This is a genomic window from Pseudooceanicola pacificus, assembly GCF_009789075.1.
Lineage (GTDB): Bacteria > Pseudomonadota > Alphaproteobacteria > Rhodobacterales > Rhodobacteraceae > Pseudooceanicola > Pseudooceanicola pacificus.
In genome coordinates this window covers 60,260-85,545 of sequence record NZ_WNXQ01000007.1, presented here as the reverse complement: position 1 = coordinate 85,545, position 25,286 = coordinate 60,260, and the positions used below count along the sequence as shown (strand labels likewise).

General features: G+C 67.7%; 27 protein-coding genes. 20 read left to right on the top strand and 7 right to left on the bottom strand.

Going from position 1 to position 25,286, the window contains the following annotated elements; genetic code table 11:
- Nucleotides 1-24 precede the first annotated feature (24 nt).
- Nucleotides 25-516 (top strand): hypothetical protein, encoded by a 492-nt coding sequence (locus GLS40_RS12800; RefSeq protein ID WP_160383124.1) that lies wholly within the window; start codon nt 25-27, stop codon nt 514-516.
- Nucleotides 517-623: 107 nt separating this feature from the next.
- Here GLS40_RS12800 and GLS40_RS12795 read toward each other — a convergent pair whose 3' ends face one another.
- From GLS40_RS12795 to glmU, 5 genes are read right to left on the bottom strand one after another with little or no spacing between them, the layout of a single operon-like run.
- On the bottom strand, nt 624-1,304 hold the full coding sequence (locus GLS40_RS12795; RefSeq protein ID WP_202076138.1) for a DNA alkylation repair protein: 681 nt from the start codon (nt 1,302-1,304) through the stop codon (nt 624-626).
- A gap of 9 nt (nt 1,305-1,313) precedes the next feature.
- Nucleotides 1,314-1,886, bottom strand: a complete 573-nt coding sequence (locus GLS40_RS12790) for a pyridoxamine 5'-phosphate oxidase family protein (RefSeq protein ID WP_160383123.1) — start codon at nt 1,884-1,886, stop codon at nt 1,314-1,316.
- Between the two features lie 12 nt (nt 1,887-1,898).
- The gene (locus GLS40_RS12785; RefSeq protein WP_160383122.1) at nt 1,899-2,117 is read right to left on the bottom strand and encodes a 4-oxalocrotonate tautomerase; all 219 of its coding nucleotides are present in this window, start codon (nt 2,115-2,117) and stop codon (nt 1,899-1,901) included.
- A gap of 30 nt (nt 2,118-2,147) precedes the next feature.
- Complete coding sequence (gene glmS / locus GLS40_RS12780; RefSeq protein ID WP_160383121.1) at nt 2,148-3,965, bottom strand: glutamine--fructose-6-phosphate transaminase (isomerizing); 1,818 nt, start codon at nt 3,963-3,965, stop codon at nt 2,148-2,150.
- A gap of 4 nt (nt 3,966-3,969) precedes the next feature.
- On the bottom strand, nt 3,970-5,313 hold the full coding sequence (glmU, locus tag GLS40_RS12775; protein WP_160383120.1) for a bifunctional UDP-N-acetylglucosamine diphosphorylase/glucosamine-1-phosphate N-acetyltransferase GlmU: 1,344 nt from the start codon (nt 5,311-5,313) through the stop codon (nt 3,970-3,972).
- Nucleotides 5,314-5,454: 141 nt separating this feature from the next.
- Here glmU and GLS40_RS12770 point away from each other — a divergent pair, with 141 nt between their 5' ends.
- Both GLS40_RS12770 and GLS40_RS12765 read left to right on the top strand, forming a co-directional pair.
- The gene (locus GLS40_RS12770; RefSeq protein ID WP_160383119.1) at nt 5,455-6,123 is read left to right on the top strand and encodes an HAD-IA family hydrolase; all 669 of its coding nucleotides are present in this window, start codon (nt 5,455-5,457) and stop codon (nt 6,121-6,123) included.
- Between the two features lie 48 nt (nt 6,124-6,171).
- Entirely contained in the window at nt 6,172-7,371 is a 1,200-nt protein-coding gene (locus GLS40_RS12765) for a DegT/DnrJ/EryC1/StrS family aminotransferase (protein ID WP_160383118.1), read from the top strand.
- A 548-nt stretch (nt 7,372-7,919) separates the two neighbouring features.
- Here GLS40_RS12765 and GLS40_RS12760 read toward each other — a convergent pair.
- Both GLS40_RS12760 and GLS40_RS12755 read right to left on the bottom strand, forming a co-directional pair.
- Complete coding sequence (locus GLS40_RS12760; RefSeq protein ID WP_160383117.1) at nt 7,920-8,393, bottom strand: CreA family protein; 474 nt, start codon at nt 8,391-8,393, stop codon at nt 7,920-7,922.
- Complete coding sequence (locus tag GLS40_RS12755) at nt 8,393-8,872, bottom strand: pyridoxamine 5'-phosphate oxidase family protein (RefSeq protein ID WP_202076137.1); 480 nt, start codon at nt 8,870-8,872, stop codon at nt 8,393-8,395. Before GLS40_RS12755 ends, GLS40_RS12760 begins: the two co-directional genes overlap by 1 nt.
- Nucleotides 8,873-9,016: 144 nt before the next feature.
- Here GLS40_RS12755 and GLS40_RS12750 point away from each other — a divergent pair, with 144 nt between their 5' ends.
- From GLS40_RS12750 to GLS40_RS12670, 17 genes are all read left to right on the top strand, one after another.
- Nucleotides 9,017-10,180 carry an isovaleryl-CoA dehydrogenase gene (locus GLS40_RS12750; RefSeq protein ID WP_160383116.1) on the top strand — a complete coding sequence of 388 codons (1,164 nt, stop codon included), beginning with the start codon at nt 9,017-9,019 and terminating at the stop codon, nt 10,178-10,180.
- 3 nt (nt 10,181-10,183) lie between these two features.
- A complete protein-coding gene (locus tag GLS40_RS12745; protein WP_160383115.1) occupies nt 10,184-10,504 on the top strand; it encodes a hypothetical protein in 321 nt (106 codons plus the stop codon).
- Entirely contained in the window at nt 10,491-12,050 is a 1,560-nt protein-coding gene (locus GLS40_RS12740; protein WP_160383114.1) for an AMP-binding protein, read from the top strand. The genes GLS40_RS12745 and GLS40_RS12740 overlap by 14 nt, the downstream gene beginning before the upstream one ends.
- Nucleotides 12,047-13,651: a carboxyl transferase domain-containing protein gene (locus GLS40_RS12735; protein ID WP_160383113.1), complete on the top strand. Its 1,605-nt coding sequence runs from the start codon at nt 12,047-12,049 to the stop codon at nt 13,649-13,651. The genes GLS40_RS12740 and GLS40_RS12735 overlap by 4 nt, the downstream gene beginning before the upstream one ends.
- 15 nt (nt 13,652-13,666) lie before the next feature.
- Nucleotides 13,667-14,629, top strand: a complete 963-nt coding sequence (locus GLS40_RS12730; protein ID WP_160383112.1) for an NAD(P)H-dependent flavin oxidoreductase — start codon at nt 13,667-13,669, stop codon at nt 14,627-14,629.
- Between the two features lie 36 nt (nt 14,630-14,665).
- Entirely contained in the window at nt 14,666-16,603 is a 1,938-nt protein-coding gene (locus GLS40_RS12725) for an ATP-binding protein (protein WP_160383111.1), read from the top strand.
- A gap of 349 nt (nt 16,604-16,952) precedes the next feature.
- Nucleotides 16,953-17,618 (top strand): glutathione S-transferase family protein, encoded by a 666-nt coding sequence (locus tag GLS40_RS12720; protein ID WP_160383110.1) that lies wholly within the window; start codon nt 16,953-16,955, stop codon nt 17,616-17,618.
- Nucleotides 17,615-18,274, top strand: coding sequence for a glutathione S-transferase family protein (locus GLS40_RS12715; RefSeq protein WP_160383109.1), 660 nt, complete (start codon nt 17,615-17,617; stop codon nt 18,272-18,274). The genes GLS40_RS12720 and GLS40_RS12715 overlap by 4 nt, the downstream gene beginning before the upstream one ends.
- 106 nt (nt 18,275-18,380) lie before the next feature.
- The gene (locus tag GLS40_RS12710; RefSeq protein ID WP_160383108.1) at nt 18,381-20,045 is read left to right on the top strand and encodes a vWA domain-containing protein; all 1,665 of its coding nucleotides are present in this window, start codon (nt 18,381-18,383) and stop codon (nt 20,043-20,045) included.
- A gap of 321 nt (nt 20,046-20,366) precedes the next feature.
- Entirely contained in the window at nt 20,367-20,732 is a 366-nt protein-coding gene (locus tag GLS40_RS12705) for an NADH-quinone oxidoreductase subunit A (protein ID WP_160383107.1), read from the top strand.
- Nucleotides 20,723-21,256, top strand: coding sequence for a NuoB/complex I 20 kDa subunit family protein (locus GLS40_RS12700; protein ID WP_160383106.1), 534 nt, complete (start codon nt 20,723-20,725; stop codon nt 21,254-21,256). Before GLS40_RS12705 ends, GLS40_RS12700 begins: the two co-directional genes overlap by 10 nt.
- Nucleotides 21,257-21,259: 3 nt before the next feature.
- The gene (locus GLS40_RS12695) at nt 21,260-21,874 is read left to right on the top strand and encodes an NADH-quinone oxidoreductase subunit C (RefSeq protein WP_160383105.1); all 615 of its coding nucleotides are present in this window, start codon (nt 21,260-21,262) and stop codon (nt 21,872-21,874) included.
- Complete coding sequence (locus GLS40_RS12690; protein ID WP_235905907.1) at nt 21,871-22,062, top strand: hypothetical protein; 192 nt, start codon at nt 21,871-21,873, stop codon at nt 22,060-22,062. Before GLS40_RS12695 ends, GLS40_RS12690 begins: the two co-directional genes overlap by 4 nt.
- Nucleotides 22,059-22,454, top strand: coding sequence for a nuclear transport factor 2 family protein (locus GLS40_RS12685; protein WP_160383104.1), 396 nt, complete (start codon nt 22,059-22,061; stop codon nt 22,452-22,454). Before GLS40_RS12690 ends, GLS40_RS12685 begins: the two co-directional genes overlap by 4 nt.
- A gap of 21 nt (nt 22,455-22,475) precedes the next feature.
- Complete coding sequence (locus GLS40_RS12680; RefSeq protein ID WP_202076148.1) at nt 22,476-23,690, top strand: NADH-quinone oxidoreductase subunit D; 1,215 nt, start codon at nt 22,476-22,478, stop codon at nt 23,688-23,690.
- A 76-nt stretch (nt 23,691-23,766) separates the two neighbouring features.
- Nucleotides 23,767-24,072: a hypothetical protein gene (locus tag GLS40_RS12675; RefSeq protein WP_235905906.1), complete on the top strand. Its 306-nt coding sequence runs from the start codon at nt 23,767-23,769 to the stop codon at nt 24,070-24,072.
- Entirely contained in the window at nt 24,072-25,250 is a 1,179-nt protein-coding gene (locus GLS40_RS12670; RefSeq protein WP_160383102.1) for an NADH-quinone oxidoreductase subunit E, read from the top strand. Before GLS40_RS12675 ends, GLS40_RS12670 begins: the two co-directional genes overlap by 1 nt.
- The last annotated feature ends 36 nt before the right edge of the window (nt 25,251-25,286 follow it).

The window sequence follows — 25,286 nt, the reverse complement described above, 5'->3', positions numbered from 1 at the left end:
GTCCAATGTCCCTAACCTTGTGGCATGACTCGCATTTCCCGTTCGCCGCTTGCGGCCCATGCCATTCTCCTTGCCCTGGCCGTCGCGGTTTCGGGCTGTTCCGTCGTCGACCGCTTCAAGCCGGGCGGCAGGACGCCCGAGCCGACGGAGGCCGCGATGCCCGCGCCCGACGCGGGCGACGAGGCAGCCGCCGGGGACGACGCAGAGGCCGCCATCGCCGCGGACACCACCGCCGGGGACGAGAAACCGGCCGATCCCACGCCGGGGCCGGCGGGCAAGCTGGGCACCACCGTCGCCTCGCTGGGCGATCCGGCCGAGCCGGGGATGTGGCTGGAAACCCCGCTGGTCAAGGTCAGGGGGCCGGGGCAGGTGGTCTATCAGGGCCGCACCGCGGATGTGGAATTGCGCCCCATCGACGGGCCCGCCACCTCGGGCAGCCGCATGTCGCTGGCCGCCTTCCAGACGCTTCAAGTTTCAGTGATCGACCTGCCAACCATCGAGGTGCGGCGGAAATGATCCGCCACATGGTGCGGGGCTGAGTCGCAGGGCGGACTCGCTGCGCGTGGCGCACCACTGTCAGCGCCATGCCCGCGCAGGCCCGAAGGCGCCGCCCGCCGGAGCGGCTAGATATATTTCGACGCTTCCTTGCGGGCAAAGTGCTTCATCCCCGCGCCGTGGTCGGACAGGAAGGCGCGCACCCGTTCGGGATCGTGTTTGGACAGGTCGCGCAGCCACCAGGCGATGGCCTTCTGGATGAACCACTCCCGATCCGGCACATAACCTGCCGCCCAGCCCAGCACCCGTTCGCGCGCCGCGCGTTCGGCCTGCGACGGGTGGTTCTGCTTTGTCAGCGGCAGGGTGATCACCAGCGCCGCGCGCCGGGTCCAGAGGTGATCGGACCGGGTCCAGCCCTCGACCTCGTCCAAGCGCGAGAGATCCGCCATGATCCGCCGTTCGCCCGCGTCGCAGGCGTGATCGGCAATGGCCCAGGCGTCGAAATCCGGGACCCACGACCGGATCAGCGCCCAGACCTCCGCGTCCGGCCGGATCCGGGCCTGGGTCAGCAGCTTGGCGGCGGCGATGCGCGCCTCGTGGATATCGCTGCGCCACAGGCCGGCCGCGACCTCCAGGCGCTGTTCCAGCTGCATCTGCTGCCGCCAGTCGCGGGCCAACTCGTTCAGCACCGGGTTCGCCACACCCAGATAGCCGCGCGCCACCTTGTGATAGGCGGCCTGCTGCGCGGCCTTGTCGGCATCGCCCCGGGCGCGCAGGATCGCAAGCGCGGCGTCTGCGGTCAGGCTCATCTCAGGTCCTCAGGGGGTCTTGGCATCCGCCGACAGGTTCCCGGCGACGATGCCGGTCTCCATCCCGTCGATGGTCTGCCGGTTGCGGTCGGCCCAATAGGCGCGCAGCCCCTCGGGCCCGCGCTGTTCGGCCCAGCTGGTCAGCACCTCGCGGTCTTCCCTGTAGTCGTAGAGCGGCACGGCATAGCCGCAGGACTGCTGGAACATCTCGACCGTCATGTCATAGACCTGCCGCGCGCCGATCGCCTCGGGGAACAGGCCGTTCAGCGACTCCCAGTCGGGATCGTTGCGATGGACGGTGCGGGCGGTGCCATAGGCGCGCAGGATGTTCGGCGGCCCCTCGAAGGTGCACCACATCACCGTCATCCGGTTGACCCGCAGCAGATGGCCCGCCGTCTCGTTCCCCGATCCGGTCAGGTTGCGCCAGATCAGGCGGTTCGGGCCCATCACCTTCAGGCTGTCCATGCCCTTGGGGGAAATGTTCACCCGCCCGTCCTCGGCCGCGGTGCCGACAAAGAAGATATGCTGCTTCTCGATGACCTTGCGGTAGCGGTCCTCGATGCTGTCGTATTTGGTGGCCATCTCGCCCTCCTGTCACGCGCCGGATTTCAGCGTCAGGGCCCGCGCGCTTGCCCGGGCTGGGTCAGCGCCGCCCCGGCTTGCGCTCTTCACCTCGCGCATGCGGGCCGGGGGAGTGTCCCAAATCCTCGGCCCCGCGACCAGGCCGCAGGCGCGGGCGGTTTCGCGCATGATGCGGGCCTTTTCCGTGTCGTCGAACCCGCCGCCCAGCACGTGGATGTCGATCAGTGGCATGTCTGTCCTCCCGGCGCTGCGCAGGGCAGGTTACTCCACGGTCACCGACTTGGCGAGGTTTCTGGGCTGGTCCACGTCGGTGCCCTTGGCGATGGCCGTGTGATAGGCCAGAAGCTGAGCGGGCAGGGCATAGAGAATGGGCGTCAGCAGCGGGTCGATCCGGGGCAGCGTGATCGAGCGCCAGACCTCGCCGGCCTGTTCGATCCCCGCGCTGTCCGAAATCAGCAGCACCTTGCCGCCACGGGCCATGACCTCCTGCATGTTCGACACGGTCTTGTCGTAGAGCGCGTCGCGCGGGGCCATGACAACCACCGGCACATGGCTGTCGATCAGGGCGATGGGGCCGTGCTTGAGTTCGCCCGATGCATAAGCTTCGGCGTGTATATAGCTGATTTCCTTCATTTTCAGCGCGCCTTCCATGGCGATCGGGAACATCAGCCCCCGTCCCAGGAAAAGCACGTCCTGTGCCTCGGCCAGCTCGTTGGAGACATGGGCGGCAAAGGCGTCGGTATCCAGCGCATTGCCGATCACCGCCGGCAGGTTGCGCAGCTGCGACAGGACATCGGCCAGCCGCTCGGGGCTGATCTCGCCCCGCTGGCGGGCGGCTTCCAGCGCCAGTATCAGCAGCACCGTAAGCTGACAGGTAAAGGCCTTGGTCGAGGCGACGCCGACCTCCACCCCCGCGTGGATCGGCAGCACCAGGTCGCTTTCCCGCGCGATGGAGCTTTCGGCGACATTGACCACCGCCAGGATGGACGACGCCTTGCCCTCGCAGTACCGCAGGGCCGCCAGGGTGTCCGCCGTCTCGCCCGATTGCGACACGAACAGCGCCGCCGTCCGCGCCGGGATCGGCGGTTCGCGGTAGCGGAATTCCGAGGCGACATCGACCTCGACCGGCAGCCGCGCCAGCTGTTCGAACCAGTATTTCGCGGTCAGGCAGGCGTAGTAGGCCGTCCCGCAGGCCACCAGTGTCAGGCGGTCGACGGCGGTGAAATCGAAGCCGCCGTCGGGCAGGGCGATGGTGTCGCCGTCGGGCATGTAGGCCCTGATCGCCTCGCCGATCACGCGGGGCTGCTCGGCGATCTCCTTGCCCATGAAATGCTTGTGCCCGCCCTTGTCGACCATCGTGTTGTCGATGCGGATCGTCTTGACCGGCCGGTTCGCCAGCGACCCGTTGGCATCGCGGATCTCGATGCTCTGGCGGGTGACGATGGCCATGTCGCCCTCTTCCAGATAGGTGATCCGGTCGGTCAGCGGGGCCAGCGCGATGGCGTCCGAGCCGACGTAATTCTCGCCATCCCCGTGGCCCACGGCCAGCGGCGGGCCCTTGCGGGCGGCGATCAGCAGGTTGTCGTCGCTCTCGAACAGGAAGACGAGGGCAAAGGCGCCCTCCAGCCGCGCGATGGTGGCCGCGGCCGCGTCGACGGGCGACATGCCCTCCGACAGGTGGTGATTGGCCAGCAGGGCGACGGTTTCGGTATCCGTCTCGGTCTGGTGCGCGATGCCCTTGGAGGCGAGATCGGCGCGCAGCTCGCGAAAGTTCTCGATGATCCCGTTATGCACCACGGCCACCGGCCCGGCGCGGTGCGGGTGGGCGTTGCCCTCGGTCGGTGCCCCATGCGTCGCCCAGCGGGTGTGCCCGATGCCCGACTTGCCGGCGAGCGGGTCATAGACCAGCGCGTCGGACAGGTTGACCAGCTTGCCGACCGCGCGGCGGCGGTCCAGCCTGCCGTCCTGGATCGTGGCGATGCCCGCGCTGTCGTAGCCGCGGTATTCCAGCCGCTTCAGCGCCTCGACCAGAAAGGGCGCCGCCTCGTGAGAGCCGAGGTATCCGATGATTCCGCACATGGGCTCAGCCCCCCTTTGCCTTCTTGGCCCGCAGGATCTCGAACAGCTTGCGGGCCATTCCGGGCTTGTTGACCTGTTTCGCACGGGCAATCGCCAGGGCGCCGGGTTCGACATCGGCGGTGATCACCGCGCCGGTTGCCGTCATCGCGTCGTCCCCGACCGAGACGGGGGCAACCAGCATCGTGTCCGACCCGATGAAGACGCGGGCGCCGATCCGGGTCTTGTGCTTGAAGACGCCGTCGTAATTGCAGGTGATCGTGCCCGCGCCGATGTTGGTCTCCTCGCCCACCTCGGCATCGCCGATATAGGTCAGGTGGTTCACCTTGGCCCCCCGGTCGATGCGCGAGGCCTTGATCTCGACGAAATTCCCGATGTGCACATCCTCGGCCAGTTCCGCCCCCGGGCGCAGCCGGGCAAAGGGCCCGACGATGGCCCCGCGCGAGACATGGCAGCCCTCCAGATGGCTGAAGGCCCGGATGCGCGCGCCGGATTCGACCGTCACCTCGGGGCCGAAGACGACGTTGGGCTCCACCTCGGTATCCCGGCCGATTACGGTGTCATGCGAAAAGAAGACCGTGTCGGGTGCGGTCAGCGTCACCCCGTCCTCCATCGCAGTGGCGCGGGCGCGGGCCTGAAAGGCGGCCTCGGCGGCGGCAAGCTGGTCGCGGGAATTGACGCCCAGCGTCTCGGCCTCGTCACAGGTGACGGCGGTGGCCGACAGGCCCCGGTCGCGGGCGATCTGCACGATATCGGTCAGGTAGTATTCCCCGGCGGCATTGTCGTTGCCCACCGCCGCGATCAGGGAAAACAGCGTCGCGGCATCGGCGCAGACGACGCCGGAATTGCACAGGGTGATCTGCCGCTCGGCGGCGTCGGCATCCTTGAACTCGACAATGCGCTCCAGTGCCTCGCCCGCCATGACAAGACGGCCATAGCGGCCCGGGTCGGCGGCCTCGAACCCCAGCACGACGACGTCATGGCGCAAGCGCGCCTCGCGCATCGCCTCCAGCGTTTCGGTCGAGATGAAGGGCGTGTCGCCATAGAGCACCAGGGCATCGCCCTCGAAGCTTGTCAGCAGGGGCGCGGCCTGGGCCACGGCATGGCCTGTGCCAAGCTGTTCCTGCTGCACCACGATCTCGGCGGCCTCGTCCCAGTCCCGCGCGGCGGCGCTGACCTGGTCGGCCCCGTAGCCCGCGACAACCACCATGCGCGCGGGGTCCAGCGCCAAGCCGGCCTTCATCGCATGCACCAGCATGGGCGCGTTGCCGATCCTGTGCAGCACCTTGGGCAGGTCCGAGTTCATGCGGGTTCCGGCCCCCGCCGCGAGGATGACAAGTGCGATGCTCATGGATGCCTGTGGCGCCTTCCGGGTTGTTCTTGGCTTCAGCCCGTTTTATCCGGATGGCAGGCCCGTGCAAGGGAGCCACGGTTAACGTTTGATTGCGGCCTGTGACAAGGGCTGCGCGATTTTCCGCCACAGGGGGCAGATATGGTGCCGGTCACGGTGATCTTCGATCTCGACGGAACGCTGGCCGATACCAGCGGCGACCTGCTGGCGGCGGCCAATGCCTGTTTTCGCGACATCGGCGCGGGGGATGTGCTGGGCCCGGCCGATGCCGGCACGGCGCTGAACGGCGGGCGGGCGATGCTGCGCCTTGGCATGGGCCGCATCGGACGCGAGGGGGACGAGGCCGAGGTCGACCGGCTCTATCCCGTTCTGCTGGGCCATTACGGCGCGGCGATCGACACCCATACGGCGATCTATCCCGGCGCGATGGCGGCGGTGGCGCGGCTGGTGGAGCAGGGCCATGCGGTCGGCATCTGCACCAACAAGCCCGAGGGGCTGGCGCAACTGCTGCTGACCCGGCTGGGGGTGCGCGACGCCTTTGCCTCGCTCGTCGGCTCTGACACGCTGGCGGTGCGCAAGCCCGATCCGGCGCCGCTGCGCGAGGCCGTGCGCCGGGCGGGCGGCGATCCCCTGCGCGCCTGCCTGATCGGCGACAGCCGCACCGACCGGGACACCGCGCGGGCGGCGGGCGTGCCCTGTGTCCTCGTGGGCTTTGGCCCGGCGGGGGGCGACATGGCGGCGCTGGAGCCCGAGGCGATCATCGGCCATTTCGATGAGCTGCCCGGCGTGGTGGCGCGGCTCTTCGCCTGAGCGTCATCGCCCATTGACGCCGCCGCCACGCGGCGCGAAGGATGGCGCATGGAGCGTTTCACCGGCAGTTTCACCCAGCAGGAGCCGATCCCGGAAGAAGGGATCGAGGCCGCGCTTGCCGTGCTGCGCCACGGCCGCCTGCACCGTTACAACGTCGCCGCCGGAGAGGTGGGCGAGGTCGCGCTGCTGGAACAGGAATTCGCCGCCGCCATGGGGTCGCGCTATGCGCTGGCCGTGGCCTCGGGCGGGCATGCGATGGCGACGGCGCTGCGCGCGGTCGGGGTGAAGCCGGGCGATGCGGTGCTGTCGAACGCCTTCACGCTGGCACCGGTGCCGGGGGCGATTGCCTCGATGGGCGCGGTGCCGGTCTATGTCGGCGTGACCGAGGCGCTGACCATCGACCTGGATGATCTGGCCGCTAAGGTGGACCGCGCCCGGGTGCTGCTGCTGTCGCATATGCGCGGGCATATCTGCGACATGGACCGGCTGATGGCGATCTGCGATGCCGCCGGGGTGGTGGTGATCGAGGACTGCGCCCACACGATGGGCGCCACCTGGAATGGCGTGATGTCCGGGCGACACGGGCTGATCGGGTGTTATTCCACCCAGACCTACAAGCATATGAATTCGGGCGAGGGCGGGTTCCTGATCTCGGATGATGACGAGGTGATGGCCCGCGCGGTGATCCTGTCGGGCAGCTACATGCTCTACGGCCGTCATCTGGCCGCGCCGGGGCCGGAGGTCTTCGAGCGGGTGAAATACGTCACGCCCAATGTCTCGGGCCGGATGGACAACCTGCGCGCCGCGATCCTGCGCCCGCAGCTGCGGCGGCTGACCGAACAATGCGCCGCCTGGACCGAACGGTATCAGCTGGTCGAGGAGGGGCTGCGCGGCACGCCCGGCCTGACGGTGATCGACCGGCCCGGGGCCGAGGTCTATGTCGGATCGTCGATCCAGTTCCTGCTGCTGGACTGGACCGAGCGGGCGATCGGCGAGGTCCTGTCGCGCTGTGCCGCCCGGGGGGTGGAGCTGAAGTGGTTCGGCGGGGCCGAGCCCACGGCCTTTACCTCGCGCTACGATTCCTGGCGCTATGCCCCGGTCGAGCGGATGCCCGCGACCGACCGCATCCTGCGCGGGATCATGGACATGCGCCTGCCGCTGACCTTCTCGCTGGAGGACTGCGCGCTGCTGGCCCGGATCATCCGGGCCGAGGTGGCCGCGGTTCAGCAGGGGATGGCGGCGGAGTAGGGCCGGCGGGTGGGGGCGTCCGGTCGTGTGGCCGAGTCCTGTGGCCGATAGGTTCCTGGGCTGAGACGGGCTGCCAGCCTAGTCTTGTCCTCTCCACACCGATCTTCGCGTTGCTCACCGGGTTCTCCTGCGCGTGAGCGTGCGTACGGAGGGCGGCGCCCGACCCTGGGAGGGCATGCGCCCCGGCTGGTGCTCGACGCTTCGCAAGCAAGCATTGATGCCGGAAATGCGGCGTATGACATCGCCAAGCGCCCTCCCGGGGGGAGGGTCGGGCGCCGCCCGGCCTGCGGCCGGGCGTGACGGTTCCGCTTATGTGCGGTGCTTCCTTCCGGGTGCATGGGTGAAGACTGTCCCGAACACGCTCCAGTGGAGCGTTTCAGGTCAGAATGCGCCAATCGCAGGCGGGTGACGCTCGGCGGACCGCCGGGCGGGACGGTTCCGCTTTTGTGCGGTGCGTCCTCCCCGGGGGAAAAATCCCTCTCGGAATCGCTCCGGACCTCCGTTTCAGATCCGAACGCGCGACGCGCAGGCGGGCGTCGCCCCCGCCCTCACTCCAGCCCCTTCACCTCACCCGCGTTCCACAGAGGCACCGTCGAGATCGCCAGCTTCGCCGACCCGTCCGTCAGCTCTGCCGCATGGGCCAGATAGATCAGCGTCTTGTTCTTCGCGTCATAGATCCGTTTCACCCGCAGCGACTTCAGGATGATCGAGCGCGAGGTGCGAAAGACGTCCTCGCCTTCCTCGCTCCGGTCGATGTCGCCGATGGTGATCGGCCCGGTCTGGCGGCAGGCGATGGAGGCGTTCGAGGGGTCCTCGAACCAGTTCCCCTTGGACAGCCGGTCGATCAGGCCACGGTCGAAATAGGCGACATGACAGGTCACGCCCTCGACCTCGGGGTCGTTGACCGCCTCGATTATGATGTCGTTGCCGATCCAGTCGACCCCGACCTCGCCCACCTGTTCCGCCGCAACCGGAGAGGCGACCGCGGCAGCCAGGGCCGCCGCACAGAGCGCCGCGCGCATCAGAACCGCACCACGCCGTGATCGCCCGCATCGGGCGTCTTGCCGGTCAGGCTGGCCCTGGCGATCTGGTAGAGGAACCCGGCGCCGCCCTCGGTCAGCCAGACCTCGGCCCGGGCGGGGGTGAACTGCACCAGCCGCACATTGGCATCTTCGCGCCCGTCCTTGAACCAGGCGGCGGCCACCGGCGACCAGAGCGCGTCGAGCTTGGCCTTGTCGTCCGAAACGCTCAGCCGCCCCTCGACCCGCGCATAGATACGGGCACTGTCATCCGCGACGACATACTGCACGGATGACCCGGACTGCGCGGCCCTGTGGCATTCGGTGCCCTCGGCGGTGATGAACCACAGCGCGCGGCGCGCGGGATCGGTGAAATGCGACATTGGCACCACCCGGTCGCCATCGGTGTGCAGCATGCCGGCGGTGACATCGTCGATTCGGTCCCAGAAGGCGTCTTTCTGGTCTTGCGTCAGGTCTTTCATGACAGGGTCCTTTCCTTGGCATCCTGCAGGGATGCGCTTGCCGGTGCAACGCACGGCGCCCGGCGGATGTTCCAGCCGCTTGACCCGGTCCGGGCAATATGCGAGCAATATGAACAAGTGTTCATTAAGCTGGAGGAGGCGCCGATGTTCACCGGGTCCATGCGGTTCGATCTGGGCGAGGACGTGAATGCGCTGCGCGAGGCGGTGCATCGCTGGGCGCAGGACAGGATCAGGCCGATCGCGGCCGAGATCGACGCCTCCAACACCTTCCCTCCCGAGCTCTGGACAGAGCTGGGCGAGATGGGCCTGCTGGGCGTCACCGTGCCCGAGGAATACGGCGGCGCGGGGCTGGGCTACCTGGCCCATACGGTCGCGGTGGAAGAGATCGCGCGCGCCTCGGCCTCGGTCTCCCTGTCCTACGGGGCGCATTCCAACCTCTGCGTGAACCAGATCAACCTGAACGGCACGCCGGAGCAGAAGGCGAAATACCTGCCAGGCCTGATCTCGGGTGCGCATGTGGGCGCGCTGGCGATGAGCGAGCCTTCGGCCGGTTCGGACGTCGTGTCGATGAAGCTGCGCGCCGAGAAGCGCAACGATCACTACCGGCTGAACGGCAACAAATACTGGATCACCAACGGTCCCGATGCCGACACGCTGGTCGTCTATGCCAAGACCGACCCCGATGCCGGGTCCAAGGGGATCACCGCCTTTCTGATCGAAAAGTCGATGACCGGCTTTTCCACCTCGAAACATTTCGACAAGCTGGGCATGCGCGGGTCCAACACGGCCGAGCTGATCTTCGAAGATGTCGAGGTGCCGTTCGAGAACATCCTGGGCGAAGAGGGCAAGGGCGTGCGCGTCCTGATGTCGGGCCTGGATTACGAGCGTGTCGTGCTGTCGGGGATCGGCACGGGGATCATGGCGGCCTGCCTGGACGAGGTGATGCCCTATATGGCCGAGCGCAAGCAGTTCGGCCAGCCGATCGGGACCTTCCAGCTGATGCAGGGCAAGATCGCCGACATGTACACCAAGATGAATTCGGCCCGCGCCTATGTCTACGAGGTCGCCAAGGCCTGCGACCGGGGCGAGGTCACGCGCCAGGACGCGGCGGCCTGCGTGCTCTATGCCTCGGAAGAGGCGATGGTTGTCGCCCATCAGGCGGTGCAGGCCTTTGGCGGCGCGGGCTACCTGAACGACAATCCCGTGGGCCGCATCTTCCGCGATGCCAAGCTGATGGAGATCGGGGCGGGCACGTCCGAGATCCGCCGGATGCTGATCGGGCGGGAACTTATGGGCCAGATGGGATGAGCGATGCGCCCCGCCCGCATCGGCCTGCTGGCCCTGCTGGCCGCCGCGGCCTTCCTTGGCCTGCGGTTCGGCTGGCACCATGCCACCCGCAGCGAAAGCGACGCGGTGGCGCGGACGGTGGAGCATTACCTGCGGATGGAGCGGGATCGCGGCCACGCGCCCAAGGCCACGGACTGCAGTGCCAAACCGGACGGAACGCGCGGCGGCTGGCTGATCGTGACCTGCCTGCCGGGGCACCTGCCGCCGGGACAGGGTTACGAGATCGGCCTGGACGACTGGGGCCGCATGCGGATCCGGAGCCCGTATCGCGATGCTGAGCCATGACCGGACATATGACGAGATCCGCGCCGGATTCCGCTGGGACCTGCCGGTGCGCCTGAACATGGCGGCGCAGGTCTGCGACCACTGGGCAGAGCGCGATCCCTCGCGCACGGCGGTGATCGACCTGACGGGCACGCGGCGGCGCGATGTGTCCTACGCCGCGCTGCGCGAAATGGCCGAACGGCTGGCGCTGGCGCTGCGCGACATGGGCGTCGGGCGGGGCGACCGGGTGGGCGTGCTGCGCTCGCAGGATGCCTGGTGCGCGGCGGCCCATATCGCGGCGTGGAAGATCGGGGCGATCTCGGTGCCGCTGTTCAAGCTGTTCCGCGAGGACGCCCTGGCCAGCCGGCTGCGCGATTCCGGCGCCCGGATCGTGGTGGCCGATGACGAGGGGCAGCGCATGCTGGCGCCCCTGGGCCTTGCCGCGCTGGTGCCCGAGGCGGCGGAACTGCCCGACGGCATCTGCCCGACCGGGGAGACAGGCCCCGAGGACCCGGCGGTGCTGATCTACACCAGCGGCACCACGGGCAGCCCCAAGGGCGCGCTGCACGGGCACCGGCTGCTGACCGGCCATCTGCCGGGGGTCGAACTGTCGCACGATCTGCTGGGCCAGGAGGGCGATTGCCTCTGGACCCCGGCGGACTGGGCCTGGATCGGCGGGCTGTTCGACGTGCTGATGCCGGGCCTCGCGCTTGGCGTGCCGGTGGTCGCCGCGCGGATGGCCAAGTTCGAGGTCGCGGAATGTCGCAGGATCATCGCCGAAGCCTCTGTCCGAAATGTGTTTTTCCCGCCAACCGCCCTCAGGATGCTGAAGGCGGCGGATGCGGGGATCGCCGGGTTGCGGACTGTTGCCAGCGGCGGCGAGCCCCTGGGGGCCGAGATGCTGGACTGGGGGCGCCGGGCGCTTGGACTCACCATCAACGAATTCTACGGCCAGACGGAATGCAACATGATCGTCTCGGCCTGCGCCGCGCTCTACCCGGTGGTGCCGGGTGCCATCGGGCGGCCCGTGCCGGGGCACGAGGTGGCCGTGATCGGGCCGGGCGGCCAGCCGGTGGAGGGCGAGGGCGACGTGGCGGTGAAACGCGGCTCGGCCTCCATGCTGCTGGAATACTGGCACAAACCGCAGGAGACGGCGGCGAAGTTCCGGGGCGAGTGGATGCTGACCGGCGACCGGGGCGTGATGGCCGAGGGCGTGCTGCGTTTCCTCGGCCGCGAGGATGACGTGATCACCAGCGCGGGGTACCGCATCGGCCCGGCCGAGATCGAGGACTGCCTGCTGAAACATCCCGCCGTGGCGACCTGCGGCGTGATCGGCAAGCCGGATGCGCTGAGAACGGAAATCGTGAAAGCTTACATTGTGTTGCGGGACGGAGTTGAAGCGTCGGACGCGCTGGCGGAAGAGCTGATGGCCCATGTGGGCGCGCGGCTGGCCAGCTATTCCCGCCCGCGCGAGGTGGCATTTGTCGCGGCCCTGCCGATGACCGTGACCGGCAAGGTGATCCGCAAGGAATTGAAGGCCCGTGCGGCCCGGGAGGTGATGGCATGAAACTGGTCTCGAAGGCCCTGACCGGGTCGGAAGAGTTCCGCGCAAACGTCAAGGGCCACATGGAAGCCATTGAAATCGTGCGCGAAGCGGCCCAACTGGCGGCCGAGGGCGGGGGCGGCAAGGCGCGCGAGCGGCATATCTCACGCGGCAAGATGCTGCCCCGGGACCGGGTGGCCAACCTGCTCGACCCCGGCTCGCCCTTCCTGGAAATCGGCGCAACCGCCGCGCATGGCATGTACGACGGCGCGGCGCCGGGCGCCGGGCTGATCGCGGGCATCGGCCAGGTCGCCGGGCGCGATGTCATGGTGGTCTGCAACGACGCCACCGTGAAGGGCGGCACCTACTATCCCGTCACCGTGAAAAAACACTTGCGGGCGCAGGAGATAGCCGGGGAAAATCTTCTGCCCTGCATCTACCTGGTCGACAGCGGCGGGGCCAATCTGCCGAACCAGGACGAGGTCTTTCCCGACCGCGATCACTTTGGTCGCATCTTCTACAACCAGGCGCGGATGAGCGCGAAGGGAATCCCGCAGATCGCCGTCGTCATGGGCTCCTGCACCGCCGGGGGCGCCTATGTCCCCGCGATGTCCGACGTCACGATCATCGTCAAGGAGCAGGGCACGATCTTCCTGGCCGGCCCGCCGCTGGTGAAGGCCGCAACCGGAGAGGTCGTGTCCGCCGAGGAACTGGGCGGCGGCGACGTGCACACCCGCCTGTCGGGCGTGGCCGATTACCTGGCCGAGGATGACGGCCATGCCCTGGCGCTGGCCCGGCAGGCCGTCGCCTCGCTGAACCGCGTGCCCTGGCAGGGCGTGCAATGGCAGGCGGCCGAGGCCCCGGCCTATGACCCCGAGGACCTGCTGGGTGTCGTGCCGCCCGACCTGCGCACGCCCTATGACATCCGCGAGCTGATCGCCCGGGTGGTCGACGGTTCGCGTTTCGACGAGTTCAAGGCGCGCTTTGGCGAGACGCTGGTAACCGGCTTCGCCCATGTCGAGGGCTGCCCGGTCGGCATCATCGCCAACAACGGCGTGCTTTTCAGCGAGTCCGCCCAGAAGGGCACGCATTTTATCGAGATCTGCTCGCAGCGGAACATCCCCCTGGTGTTCCTGCAGAACATCACCGGCTTCATTGTTGGCCGGAAATACGAGAACGAGGGGATCGCCCGCCACGGGGCCAAGATGGTGACCGCCGTGGCCACCACCTCGGTTCCCAAGATCACGATGGTTGTCGGCGGCTCTTTCGGTGCGGGAAATTATGGCATGGCGGGAAGGGCTTATCAGCCGCGCTTCATGTGGTCCTGGCCGATCTCGCGGGTCTCTGTCATGGGCGGGCCGCAGGCGGCGGGCGTGCTGGCCACCGTGCGCCGCGATGCCATCGAACGCGCGGGCGGCACCTGGTCGCCAGAGGAGGAGGCCGAATTCAAACGCCCCACCATCGAAATGTTCGAACGCCAGTCCCATCCGCTCTATGCCTCGGCCCGGCTCTGGGATGACGGGATCATCGACCCGCGCAAGACCCGATCCGTGCTGGCGCTCAGCCTGCGGGCCAGCCTGAACGCGCCGATCGAGGACACGCGCTTTGGCGTGTTCCGGATGTAGATTGGAGGGCTGGCCATGATCTCGACCAGACTGACGGACCGTTTCGGCCTCGACCATCCGGTTGTCAGCGCGCCGATGGCCCGCGCCGGGGGCGGACGGCTTGCCGCTGCCGTGACGGCGGGCGGCGGGCTGGGCCTGATCGGCGGGGGCTATTGCGACCGCGACTGGATCCGCGCGGAACTGGACGCGGCGGGGAATGCCGCCGTGGGCATGGGCTTCATCACCTGGAAGCTCGACCAGGCGCCGGGGCTGCTGGAGGAGGTGCTGGAGCGCCGCCCGCGCGCCGTCTTCCTCAGCTTCGGCGACCCGGTGCCCCATGCCGCGGCCATCGCCGGGGCAGGCGTGCCGCTCTTCGCCCAGGTTCAGAGTGTCGAGGATGCCCGCCGCGCGGTCGCGGCCGGTGCCGCTGTCATCGTCGCCCAGGGGACCGAAGCGGGCGGGCACGGCGCAAAACGCGCGACCCTGACGCTGGTGCCCGAGGTGGCGGATTACCTCGCCGCCGCCGCGCCCGACACGATCCTGCTGGCCGCCGGTGGCATTGCCGATGGCCGGGGGCTGGCGGCGGCGCTGATGCTGGGGGCCGAGGGCGTGCTTTGCGGCACCCGCTTCTGGGCCACGGCGGAATCGCTGGTGCCCGAGGCGCAGAAGCGCGCGGCGCTTGAGGCGGATGGCGATGCGACCCTGCGCGGCTCGGTCATCGACGTGGCGCGCGGGATCGACTGGCCCGCCCGGTTCGACCTGCGGACCATGCGCAACCCGTTCATCGACAGGTGGCAGGGCGACCTGCCGGGGCTGGCGGGCAACGCGGCGGAAAAAGCGGCCTTTGCCCGGGCCGCCGATGCGGGGGATATCGACACCGCCCCGGCCATCGTGGGCGAGGGGATCGGCGTGATCCGCGACCTGCCCGGCGCCGCCGAGATTCCCGCCCGCCTTGTGGCCGAGGCCGAGGCGCTGTTGACCGGCGGGTGGCGGAGATGAGGCGGGCAGGCGGAACGCAAGGAACGGAGCATTAGGATGTTCGACAAGATACTCATCGCGAACCGGGGCGAAATCGCCTGCCGCGTGATCCGCTCCGCGCAGGAGATGGGGATCGCCACCGTGGCGGTCTATTCCGATGCCGATGCTGCCGCGATGCATGTCGCGCTGGCCGACGAGGCGGTGCATATCGGCGGGCCCGCGCCAGCCGAAAGCTATCTGCGGGGCGACAGGATCATTGCCGCCGCGCAGGCCAGCGGGGCGCAGGCGATCCACCCCGGCTACGGCTTTCTCTCCGAGAACCCGGATTTTGTCGAGGCGGTAGAGGCCGCCGGGCTGACCTTCATCGGGCCCTCCGCCCGGGCGATCAGGGCCATGGGCCTAAAGGACGCCGCCAAGGCGCTGATGGAGGAGGCGGGCGTGCCCGTCGTGCCCGGCTATCACGGGGCCGACCAGTCGGACGATCTGCTGAAGGAGGCGGCCGAGGGGATCGGCTATCCGGTGCTGATCAAGGCCGTCGCGGGTGGCGGGGGCAAGGGAATGCGGCTGGTCGAGCGTGGCGCGGATTTCGCCGATGCGCTGGCCAGCGCGCGCAGCGAGGCGCAGACCGCATTTGGCAATCCGGCCGTGCTGATCGAGAAATTCGTGACCGCGCCCCGGCATATCGAGGTGCAGGTCTTTGGCGACGGCACCCGGGCGGTGCATCTGTTCGAGCGGGACTGCTCGCTGCAGCGGCGGCATCAGAAGGTGATCGAGGAAGCGCCTGCGCCCGGCATGACCGAAGAGGTGCGCGCCGCCATGGGCGCCGCCGCCGTGCGCGCGGCCGAGGCGATTGGCTATGCCGGGGCGGGGACGGTGGAATTCATCGTCGACGGTTCGGACGGGCTGCGGGCGGACGGGTTCTGGTTCATGGAGATGAACACCCGGCTGCAGGTCGAACATCCGGTGACCGAGGCGATCACAGGCGTCGACCTGGTCGAATGGCAGATTCGCGTCGCCTCGGGCGAGCCTCTGCCCGTGGCGCAGGCGGATCTGACGATCACCGGCCATGCCTTCGAGGCGCGGCTATATGCCGAGGATGTGCCGCGCGGGTTCCTGCCCGCGACCGGTACGCTGTCCCATCTGGCCTTTCCCGGCGGTTGCCGCGCGGATACCGGGGTGCGGACCGGCGACCGGATTTCCCCGCATTACGACCCGATGATCGCCAAGGTGATCGTGCATGGGCCGACGCGCCGGATCGCCTTGCAAAAGCTCGCGCGCGCCCTGGCGGGGACCGAGGTGGCGGGCAGCGTGACCAACCTCGCCTTCCTGGGCGCCTTGGCGGCGCATGAGGGCTTTGCCCGGGGCGAGGTGGACACCGGGCTGATCGGGCGCGACCTGCAGGCGCTGGTGGCCGAGCCCGAGGTGCCGGTGCAGGCGGTGGCCTGGGCGGGCCTCGTGGCGCTTGGGCTGGACCGTGCGCCGGGGGCCTTCGACGGCTTCGCGCTCTGGGTGCCGATGCGCCGGGCGGTTGTGCTGAGCCTTGGCGATGTCGTTTACGATATCTCTGTCGAGTCCGGCGGCGGCGGCGAGATGACCGTGCGTTTTGATACGGCCGAGGTGACGGCGCGCTGGCGCGACGGACGCTGGACGCTGGATGGCACCCCTGCGCCTGCGCATCATCATGCGGCGGACCGGGTGACCGTCTTTCGCAACCACGGGCTGGCCTTTGACGTGCCGGACCCGCTGGCCCGCGATGCCACCGCGGCCTCGGGCGATGTGGTCGAGGCGCCGATGCCCGGCATGGTCAAGGCGATGATGGCGGGGGCCGGGGATCACGTGACCGCCGGGCAGCGTCTGGCGGTGCTGGAGGCGATGAAGATGGAACATGTCCTGGCCGCCCCGCGTGACGGAATCGTCGCCGAGGTTCTGGTGAGCGAGGGCACCCAGGTGGAGGCCGGGGCCGCGCTGATCCGGCTGGAGGCGGTCGAAGACTGAGACGGCATGGATTTGCAAATTGCCGGGGTGACCTCTTTGCAAACCGCAGATGCGGGGAGGCCCTGTGCAACTTTGCCCCCATCCTGGCGCATCCGTTCGCACAGGGCAGGTGCGGCGGGGTGCCAGGTGACGTGGCACCCACGCTGTCCCATCCGAGTGAAAACGGCAGGGACTGTGAGGCCCGTCGCGACTTTGCAAATACCCTGGTTCAGCCCTTTGCAAGGTGCCCGGAGAGCAGGGCGGGAGGACGCCGGGCAGGGGGATTTGCAAACTGTCCGATCACCCCGTTTGCAAATCCGTCTGCGGCGTGGTTTGCAGTGACATCCATATGCATACCGGGGGTCAGCCGATGATCGTACTGCACCATGTCCACCAGACACGCTCCATGCGGGTGCTCTGGCTGCTGAACGAGCTGGGCGTGGACTTCACCGTCATCGGCCATCCCTTCGACCGCACCTTGCGGGACCCGGAATACCTTGTCCTGTCCCCCGCCGGCCGCGTGCCCGCGCTGGAAATCGACGGCGAGCGGATGTTCGAGAGCCTCGCGATCATGCAGTACCTGTGCGAGAAATTCCCCTCGCGCCTTGGCGGCGATCCCAGGGCGCTGGACCGGGCCGAATGGCTGAGCTGGCTGAACTTTTCCGAAACCATCAGCCAGCACACCGCCGCGCTGACGCAGCAGCACGTGATGCTCTACGAGGATTCCATGCGCTCGCCCATCGTGATGCGGCTGGAGGCGGCGCGGATCGGCAAGTGCTACGCCGCGATCGAGGCGCGCCTGTCGACCCCGATCGAGAACCGCGAGACCCTGCTGACCAGCGGCTTTTCCGCCGCCGATATCGCGGTCGGGCAGGCGGTCTACATGGCGCAGTTCTTTGCCCGGCTCGACGATTACCCGGAAACCGCGAAATGGTACGCGCGCCTGGCCGAGCGCCCGGCCTTTCGCGCCAGCCTGCCGCCCGAGGGGGCGGCCCTGTTCGAACGGGATTTCTTTCCCGCATGGGAGGACGGATGACCATCAGACTGCATCACATCGCCTGTTCGCGCAGCTTTCGCATCCTGTGGCTGCTGCAGGAAATGGGCATCACGCCCGAGATCGTGACCTATTCGATCACCGACGGATCGCTGCGCACGCCGGACTATCTGGAACTGTCGCCCGCCGGCCGGGTGCCCGCGCTCGAAATCGACGGGCACGTGCTCTACGAAAGCGGCGCGATCACGGAATATCTGTGCGAGACCCGGCCCGACCATGGCCTGGGCCGAGCGCCGGGCGACCCTGAGCGGATCGCCTATCTGGAGGCGCTGCATTACGCCGAGACGATGGGCAACCTGATCGCCAACCTGAACCTGCAGTGGCTGTTCCTGCGCGATCCCGCGCAGCGCTCCGAGACGGTGCTGAAGGTCGAGGCCCGCCGCCTGGCCGGCACGATGGCCCCGCTGGAACGGATGCTGGCAGGGCAGGACCATGTGCTGCCCTCGGGCTTTTCCGCCGCCGACACGATGCTGGGTTACAACATGCTGGCCGCGCCGCGCTATGTGCGGATGGACCCCTTTCCGAAGCTCGCCGCCTATTGCGAACGCATGGCGGCGCGCCCGGCTTACAGGGCCGCGGCCGAGATGGACGGGGCACAGCAGTTCTATCGCCAGGATTTCTACGAGGTCGGTTCCTGAGGCCCTGGCCCGGCGCATGGCCGCAAGGTGGGGTATACCCGTCTTTGGTCATGGGCCGAAATAATGGTATGCTGTCGCTGATATTTTAGAGCGACAGGAATTTACCATGTTCAAACAATTTGTTGCAGCCTGTCTTGCGGTGCTGTGCCTTGCGCTTCCGGCGCGGTCTCAGGACCGTTCGATGATCGTTCTGGACGGATCCGGCTCGATGTGGGGGCAGATCGACGGGGTGGCCAAGATCACCATCGCCCGCGACACCCTGCGCGACGTGCTGGCCGCCGTGCCCGAGGGCAACGAGCTGGGTCTGATGGTCTATGGCCACCGCCGCAAGGGCGATTGCGCGGATATCGAGCTGGCGGTGCCGGCGGGACGGGGGACGGCCGGTGCGATTTCGGATTTCGCCGCCGGGCTGAAGCCGAAGGGCAAGACGCCGCTGTCCGCCGCCGTGAAGCAGGCCGCCGAACAGATGCGCTATACCGAGGACAAGGCGACGGTGATCCTGGTCACCGACGGGCTGGAAACCTGCGATGCCGACCCCTGTGCCCTGGGCGCGATGCTGGAGGAAACCGGCGTCGATTTCACCGCGCATGTGGTGGGCTTTGGCCTGACCGCCGAGGAGGGCGCGCAGGTGTCCTGCCTGGCTGAGGAAACCGGCGGGCGCTATATCGAGGCCTCCAATGCCGCGACCCTGGGCGAGGCCCTGACGCAGACGGTGGTGGCCGTGGCCGAACCGGCCCCCGTGCCCGAAGCCGCGCCCCAGCCCGCGCCGGAACCCGAACCCGCGATCACCGTGAACCTCAAGGCCCATGCGACCCTGTCCGAGGGCGGGCCCGCCTATGACGAAAAGAAACTCCGCTGGGAGCTGACCCCGGTTGACGCCAATGACAAGCCGGTGGGCCGGCGCGCCGCCGAGACCTATAATGCGGCATTCGAGGCCGATGTTCCGGCCGGGCGTTACCTTCTGTTCACCCGGTTCGGGGGCGTGATCCGCGAACGGATTGTCGAGCTGAACCGCGATGCGCTGAGCGAGATCGTCGTCAACATGGATGCCGGGCTGCTGACCCTGGTGCCCAAACGGGCCGCCGATCAGGAGGGGGCGGACAAGGCCGTGCAGGTCAAGGCGCGCAACGGCGATGTGGAACAGGCCGGATATGGCGAGAGCACGTTCCTGATGCCGGCGGGGGATTTGTCGCTGCTGGCACGTCACGCCGCCGCCGAGGTCACCGAGACCGTGACCCTGGCCGCGGGGCAGAGCCTGCGCCACGAGATGATCGTTTCGACCGGTGTGGTGCTGCCGCATGCGCTCTATTCCGAGGCGGGCCCGGCGATCGAGGACAACTCCGTCAACTTCCGCTATGTGCCCGCCGAGAAGCCGATCAGCGGCAAGCGCCGGCAGATCGGGGCGAACTACGGCTCCAACCGCTACAACCTGCCTGCGGGGGACTACCAGGTGCTGGCCAGATTGGGGTCGGTCGATGTCGAAGGCCCGCTGTTCACGGTTCATCCGAACCAGCTGACGGAGGTGACGGTCAATCTGGACGCCGGGGTGCTGCATGTCTCGGCCCCCGGGGGGTATCAGATCCGCCTGCTCACCAAGGACATGATGACCGGCAAGGAGCGCCAGATCAACGCCCAGTACGGCGAGGAATTCCAGAGGGTCGTGCCCGCAGGCACCTACATCGTCGATGTCCGCTACAAGATCGACAAGGCCGATGTGCAGCAGCAGGTCTCGGTCAAGGCCGGCACCCGCGAAGAGGTGACGGTCGAGTGATCGGGGGAATCGCGCGCTCCGCGGGGGGCGCGCGGTGCAGATCCGGGCCGCAGGGTGCGGCGCCCTGACGCCGGGTCATCCTGCCAGCGCGCGCTGCGGGCTGGCCGGGCGGGGGTGCTGGCCGGTCCGGGGGCCTTGAGGGGCTTGGTTTTTCTGCCTGTGCACAATGTGCGGCCCAACCGGGGGCAGGGGGCGATCCAAGTGCCCGGAAAGTCATGCAATGTGAACGCCTTTGGTTGACCATGCCAAGGGGCGAGAGTAAACCCTGACCAGCCAATGCGGGCCCCCGGGGGCCTGCCCGCGCAAGCAAAGGAGCCGCTCGTGGAAGAGATGCTGAGGGAATACCTCCCCATCCTCGTGTTTCTGGCCATCGCGATCGTGCTGGGCCTCGTGCTTGTCCTCGCCGCTGTCATCGTCGCGGTCCGCAACCCGGACCCTGAAAAGGTCAGCGCCTACGAATGCGGTTTCAACGCCTTCGACGATGCGCGGATGAAGTTCGACGTCCGGTTCTATCTGGTCTCGATCCTGTTCATCATCTTCGATCTCGAAATCGCCATGCTGTTTCCCTGGGCTGTCGCCTTCAAGGATGTCAGTATGGTCGGCTTCTGGTCGATGATGGTTTTCCTGGCCGTACTGACCATCGGCTTCTGCTACGAATGGAAGAAAGGGGCGCTGGAATGGCAGTGAGCACCGCCGTGAATACCGCCGGGGCCGACCCCGAGGTCGCGACCCAGGCCCTCAACCGCGAGCTGCAGGACAAGGGTTTCCTGCTGACCTCGTCCGAGGACATCATCAACTGGGCGCGCACCGGCTCGCTGCACTGGATGACCTTCGGTCTGGCCTGCTGCGCGGTCGAGATGATGCACACCTCGATGCCGCGCTACGACGCCGAACGTTTCGGCATCGCGCCGCGCGCCTCTCCGCGCCAGTCCGACGTGATGATCGTCGCCGGCACGCTGACCAACAAGATGGCCCCCGCGCTGCGCAAGGTCTACGACCAGATGCCCGAGCCGCGTTACGTGATCTCGATGGGATCCTGCGCCAATGGCGGCGGCTATTATCACTACAGCTATTCCGTGGTGCGCGGTTGCGACCGGATCGTTCCGGTCGACATCTACGTGCCCGGCTGCCCGCCCACGGCCGAGGCGCTGCTTTACGGCATCCTGCAACTCGCCCGCAAAATCCGCCGCACCGGCACGATCACGAGGTAAGCCATGCCCCTGGACATTGCCGCGCTCGAGGAACTCGGCGCCACGATCGAGCTGAAGCGCCCCGACAACGTGCTCGCCTGGGATGTCACCCACGGCGAGCTGAACATCGACGTGACCCCGTCGGGCATAGCGGATTTCGTGGAATTCCTGCGGACCGAACCGACGTGCAAGTTTTCGAGCCTGGTGGACATCACCGCAGTCGACTACCCCGAGCGCCCGAAACGGTTCGACGTGGTCTATCACTTCCTGTCGATGTACCAGAACCAGCGCATCCGCCTGCGCGCCGCCCTGCGGGAAGAGGAGATGATCCCCTCGATCACCGCCGTGCATCCTAGCGCCAATTGGTTCGAGCGCGAGGTCTTCGACATGTTCGGGATCATCTTCTCGGGCCACCCGGATCTGCGCCGCATCCTGACCGACTATGGCTTTCGCGGCTATCCGCTGCGCAAGGATTTCCCGACCACCGGCTATACCGAGGTCCGCTATGACGAGGCCGCCAAGCGCGTCGTCTACGAGCCGGTGAAGCTGGTGCAGGAATACCGGCAGTTCGACTTCATGTCGCCGTGGGAGGGTGCCGAATACATCCTGCCGGGCGACGACAAGAAGGACGCGAAATGATGGGCATGGGCGGCGGCATCTTCTGGTGGATCGTGATGGCGGTGCTGCTGGTCATCCCGTTCTACCGCATCCTGCCGCGCTATGGCCTGCCGGCCTATGCGGCCTTTCTGGCGGTCTTTCCGCTGGTGGCGCTGATCCTGCTGTGGATCATCGCCTTCAAGGACAAGTTCGACGAGGCGGCGAAATGATGGACGGCGCAACGATCGACACGCTTGAGGCCGAGGTGCGCGCCGCTGCGGACAGCTATGCCCGGGCGCTTCACATGGCCGATGGCGCGGCGCTGGATGCGCTCTGCGCCGCCTGCTTCGCGATGAGCTGTTCCGAGGGCGGGCAGATCGTGACCTTCGACCGGGCGACCTTCATCGCGCGGGTCGGCGGGCGCGACGCGCTGGACGGCGCCCCGGATTACGCGGTGAGCGAGGTCCGGATCGCCGGTCCCGAGATGGCCCATGTCGAGCTTGAGGTCGCGGTGCCGCCGCGCCGCTTCCGCGACTATCTGGGCTTTCTCAAGGTCGATGGCGAATGGCGGCTGGCAACGAAACTCTACCGGGTCGTGGACGGCCCGGCGATGGTGGGCTGAGGCCCCGGAGGTAGGCAGATGATGGACGGTTCGAACCAGTTCGGCGACGCCCAGACGGGCGAGCAGAAGATCCGCAACTTCAACATCAACTTCGGCCCGCAGCACCCCGCGGCCCACGGCGTGCTGCGCCTTGTTCTCGAACTCGACGGCGAGATCGTGGAACGCTGCGACCCGCATATCGGCCTGCTGCACCGCGGCACCGAAAAGCTGATGGAAAGCCGCACCTATCTGCAGAACCTGCCGTATTTCGACCGGCTGGACTATGTGGCCCCGATGAACCAGGAACATGCCTGGTGTCTGGCCATCGAAAAGCTCTGCGGTGTCGAGGTGCCCCGCCGCGCCAGCCTGATCCGGGTGCTCTATTCGGAAATCGGGCGCGTGCTGAACCACCTGCTGAACGTGACCACGCAGGCCATGGACGTGGGCGCGCTGACGCCGCCGCTCTGGGGCTTCGAGGAACGCGAGAAGCTGATGATCTTTTACGAGCGGGCCTGCGGCGCGCGTCTGCACGCAGCCTATTTCCGGCCCGGCGGCGTGCATCAGGACCTGACGCCCAAGCTGATCGACGATATCGAGGAATGGGCCAGGGAATTCCCGTCTGTGCTCGACGATATCGACAGCCTGCTGACCGAGAACCGGATTTTCAAGCAGCGCAATGCCGACATCGGCGTGGTGAGCGAGGAAGACATCCAGCTCTACGGCTTCTCGGGCGTGATGGTGCGCGGTTCGGGCCTGGCCTGGGACCTGCGGCGCGCGCAGCCCTATGAATGCTACGACGAGTTCGATTTCCAGATTCCCGTGGGCAAGAACGGCGACTGCTACGATCGCTACCTCTGCCGGATGGAAGAGATGCGGCAATCGACCTCGATCATCCTGCAGGCCATCGCCAAGCTGCGCGAGACGCCCGGCGACGTGATGACCCGCGGCAAGATCACCCCGCCCAAGCGCGGCGAGATGAAGACCTCGATGGAAGCGCTGATCCATCACTTCAAGCTCTATACCGAGGGCTTCCGCGTCCCCGAGGGCGAGGTCTACGCCGCCGTCGAGGCACCGAAGGGCGAATTCGGCGTCTACCTCGTGGCGGACGGCACCAACAAGCCCTACCGCGCCAAGCTGCGCGCGCCGGGCTACCTGCACCTTCAGGCGATGGACCATATCGCCACCGGCCACCAGCTGGCCGATGTGGCGGCGATCATCGGCACGATGGACATCGTGTTCGGCGAGGTCGACCGCTGAAACCGGGACCGGCCCGCCGCCGCGGCGGGCGGAGAACTTGACATGCACGGCCCCCGGCAGAATGACTGCGGGCCGGATGAGCCAGAGGACGACCGACGTGAACATTATCCGCATGACTGCCGCCATTGCCGCGCTGGCCCTGACCAGCGCATGCGCCATGCCGCCGCAGGGGGCGAGCCCGGAACAGATGGCCGCCTATGACAATGCCGTCGCCTCGATGGGCTGCGAGATGCGGACCGAACGCGAATACCTGGCGGTCGAGCTGCAGACCGGCCTGACCCGTGAACAGACCATCCAGGCCGGCCAGTTCCGCATGGCCTCGGGCGCGGCGGTTCCGCTGGAAGGCGGCGGTGTCAAGCTGGTGACGGGGGCCTGTGCCTGATGCTGCGCCGTCTCTACCACGAACAGCCCGACAGCTTTGCCTTCACCCCGGCCAACCGGGCCTGGGCCGAGGGTCAGATTTCCAAATACCCCGAGGGGCGGCAGGCGTCGGCCATCATCCCGCTGCTCTGGCGCGCGCAGGAGCAGGAGGGCTGGCTGAGCCGTCCGGCCATCGAACATGTCGCCGCGATGCTGGACATGGCCTATATCCGGGCCCTTGAGGTCGCGACCTTCTACTTCATGTTCCAGCTGCAACCCGTTGGCAGCGTTGCACATGTTCAGGTCTGCGGCACCACCTCCTGCATGATCTGCGGGGCCGAGGATCTGATCGGCGTCTGCAAGGACAAGATCGCCGCCAAGGCACATGAACTGTCGGGCGATGGCAGGTTCTCGTGGGAAGAGGTCGAATGCCTGGGCGCTTGCGCCAACGCGCCGATGGTGCAGATCGGCAAGGATTATTACGAGGATCTGACCGCCGAGTCGTTTGCGGCCCTGCTGGATGACTTTGCCGCCGGCAAGGTGCCGGTGCCCGGCCCGCAGAATGGCCGCTATGCCGCGGAACCGCTGAGCGGGCTGACCAGCCTGACGGAATACGACAGCGGCAAGACGCAGTACAATGCCTCGGCGCAGGCCGCGGTGGATCTGCAGGACACCATCAAGCGCATCGACGGGACCGAGGTGCCGCTGCTGACGCCCTGGAAGGGCGACACCAAACATCCCGAGACCCGGGGCGACACCTCGGCCGATCCGCGTCCCGCCGCCGGCAAGCCCGCGGACGAGACCGGCGTGAGCGAGCAGGAGGCGACAGCCAAAGGCACCGGCGGACCGGCGCCTGAAGCGCAGGCCGAAGCCCCGGCAGATGACCAGCCCGTGGCCGCCGAAGGCCCGGGGGTGAAGCCCGAGGGGCTGAGCGCGGCGCGCGGCGGCCAGGCCGACGACCTGAAACAGATCAAGGGCGTGGGTCCCAAGCTGGAGGACCTGCTGCATTCGATGGGGTTCTACCACTTCGACCAGATCGCCGCCTGGGGACCCGAGGAAATCGCATGGGTCGACCAGAACCTGCAGGGCTTCAAGGGCCGCGTGACCCGCGACACCTGGGTCGCGCAGGCGAAAAAGCTGGCGGCGGGCGAGGAGACGGAATTCTCGTCGCGGGTGAAGAAGGGTGACGTCTACGACTGACGGGGCAACTGCATGGGTGTGACCGGCACGATCCGG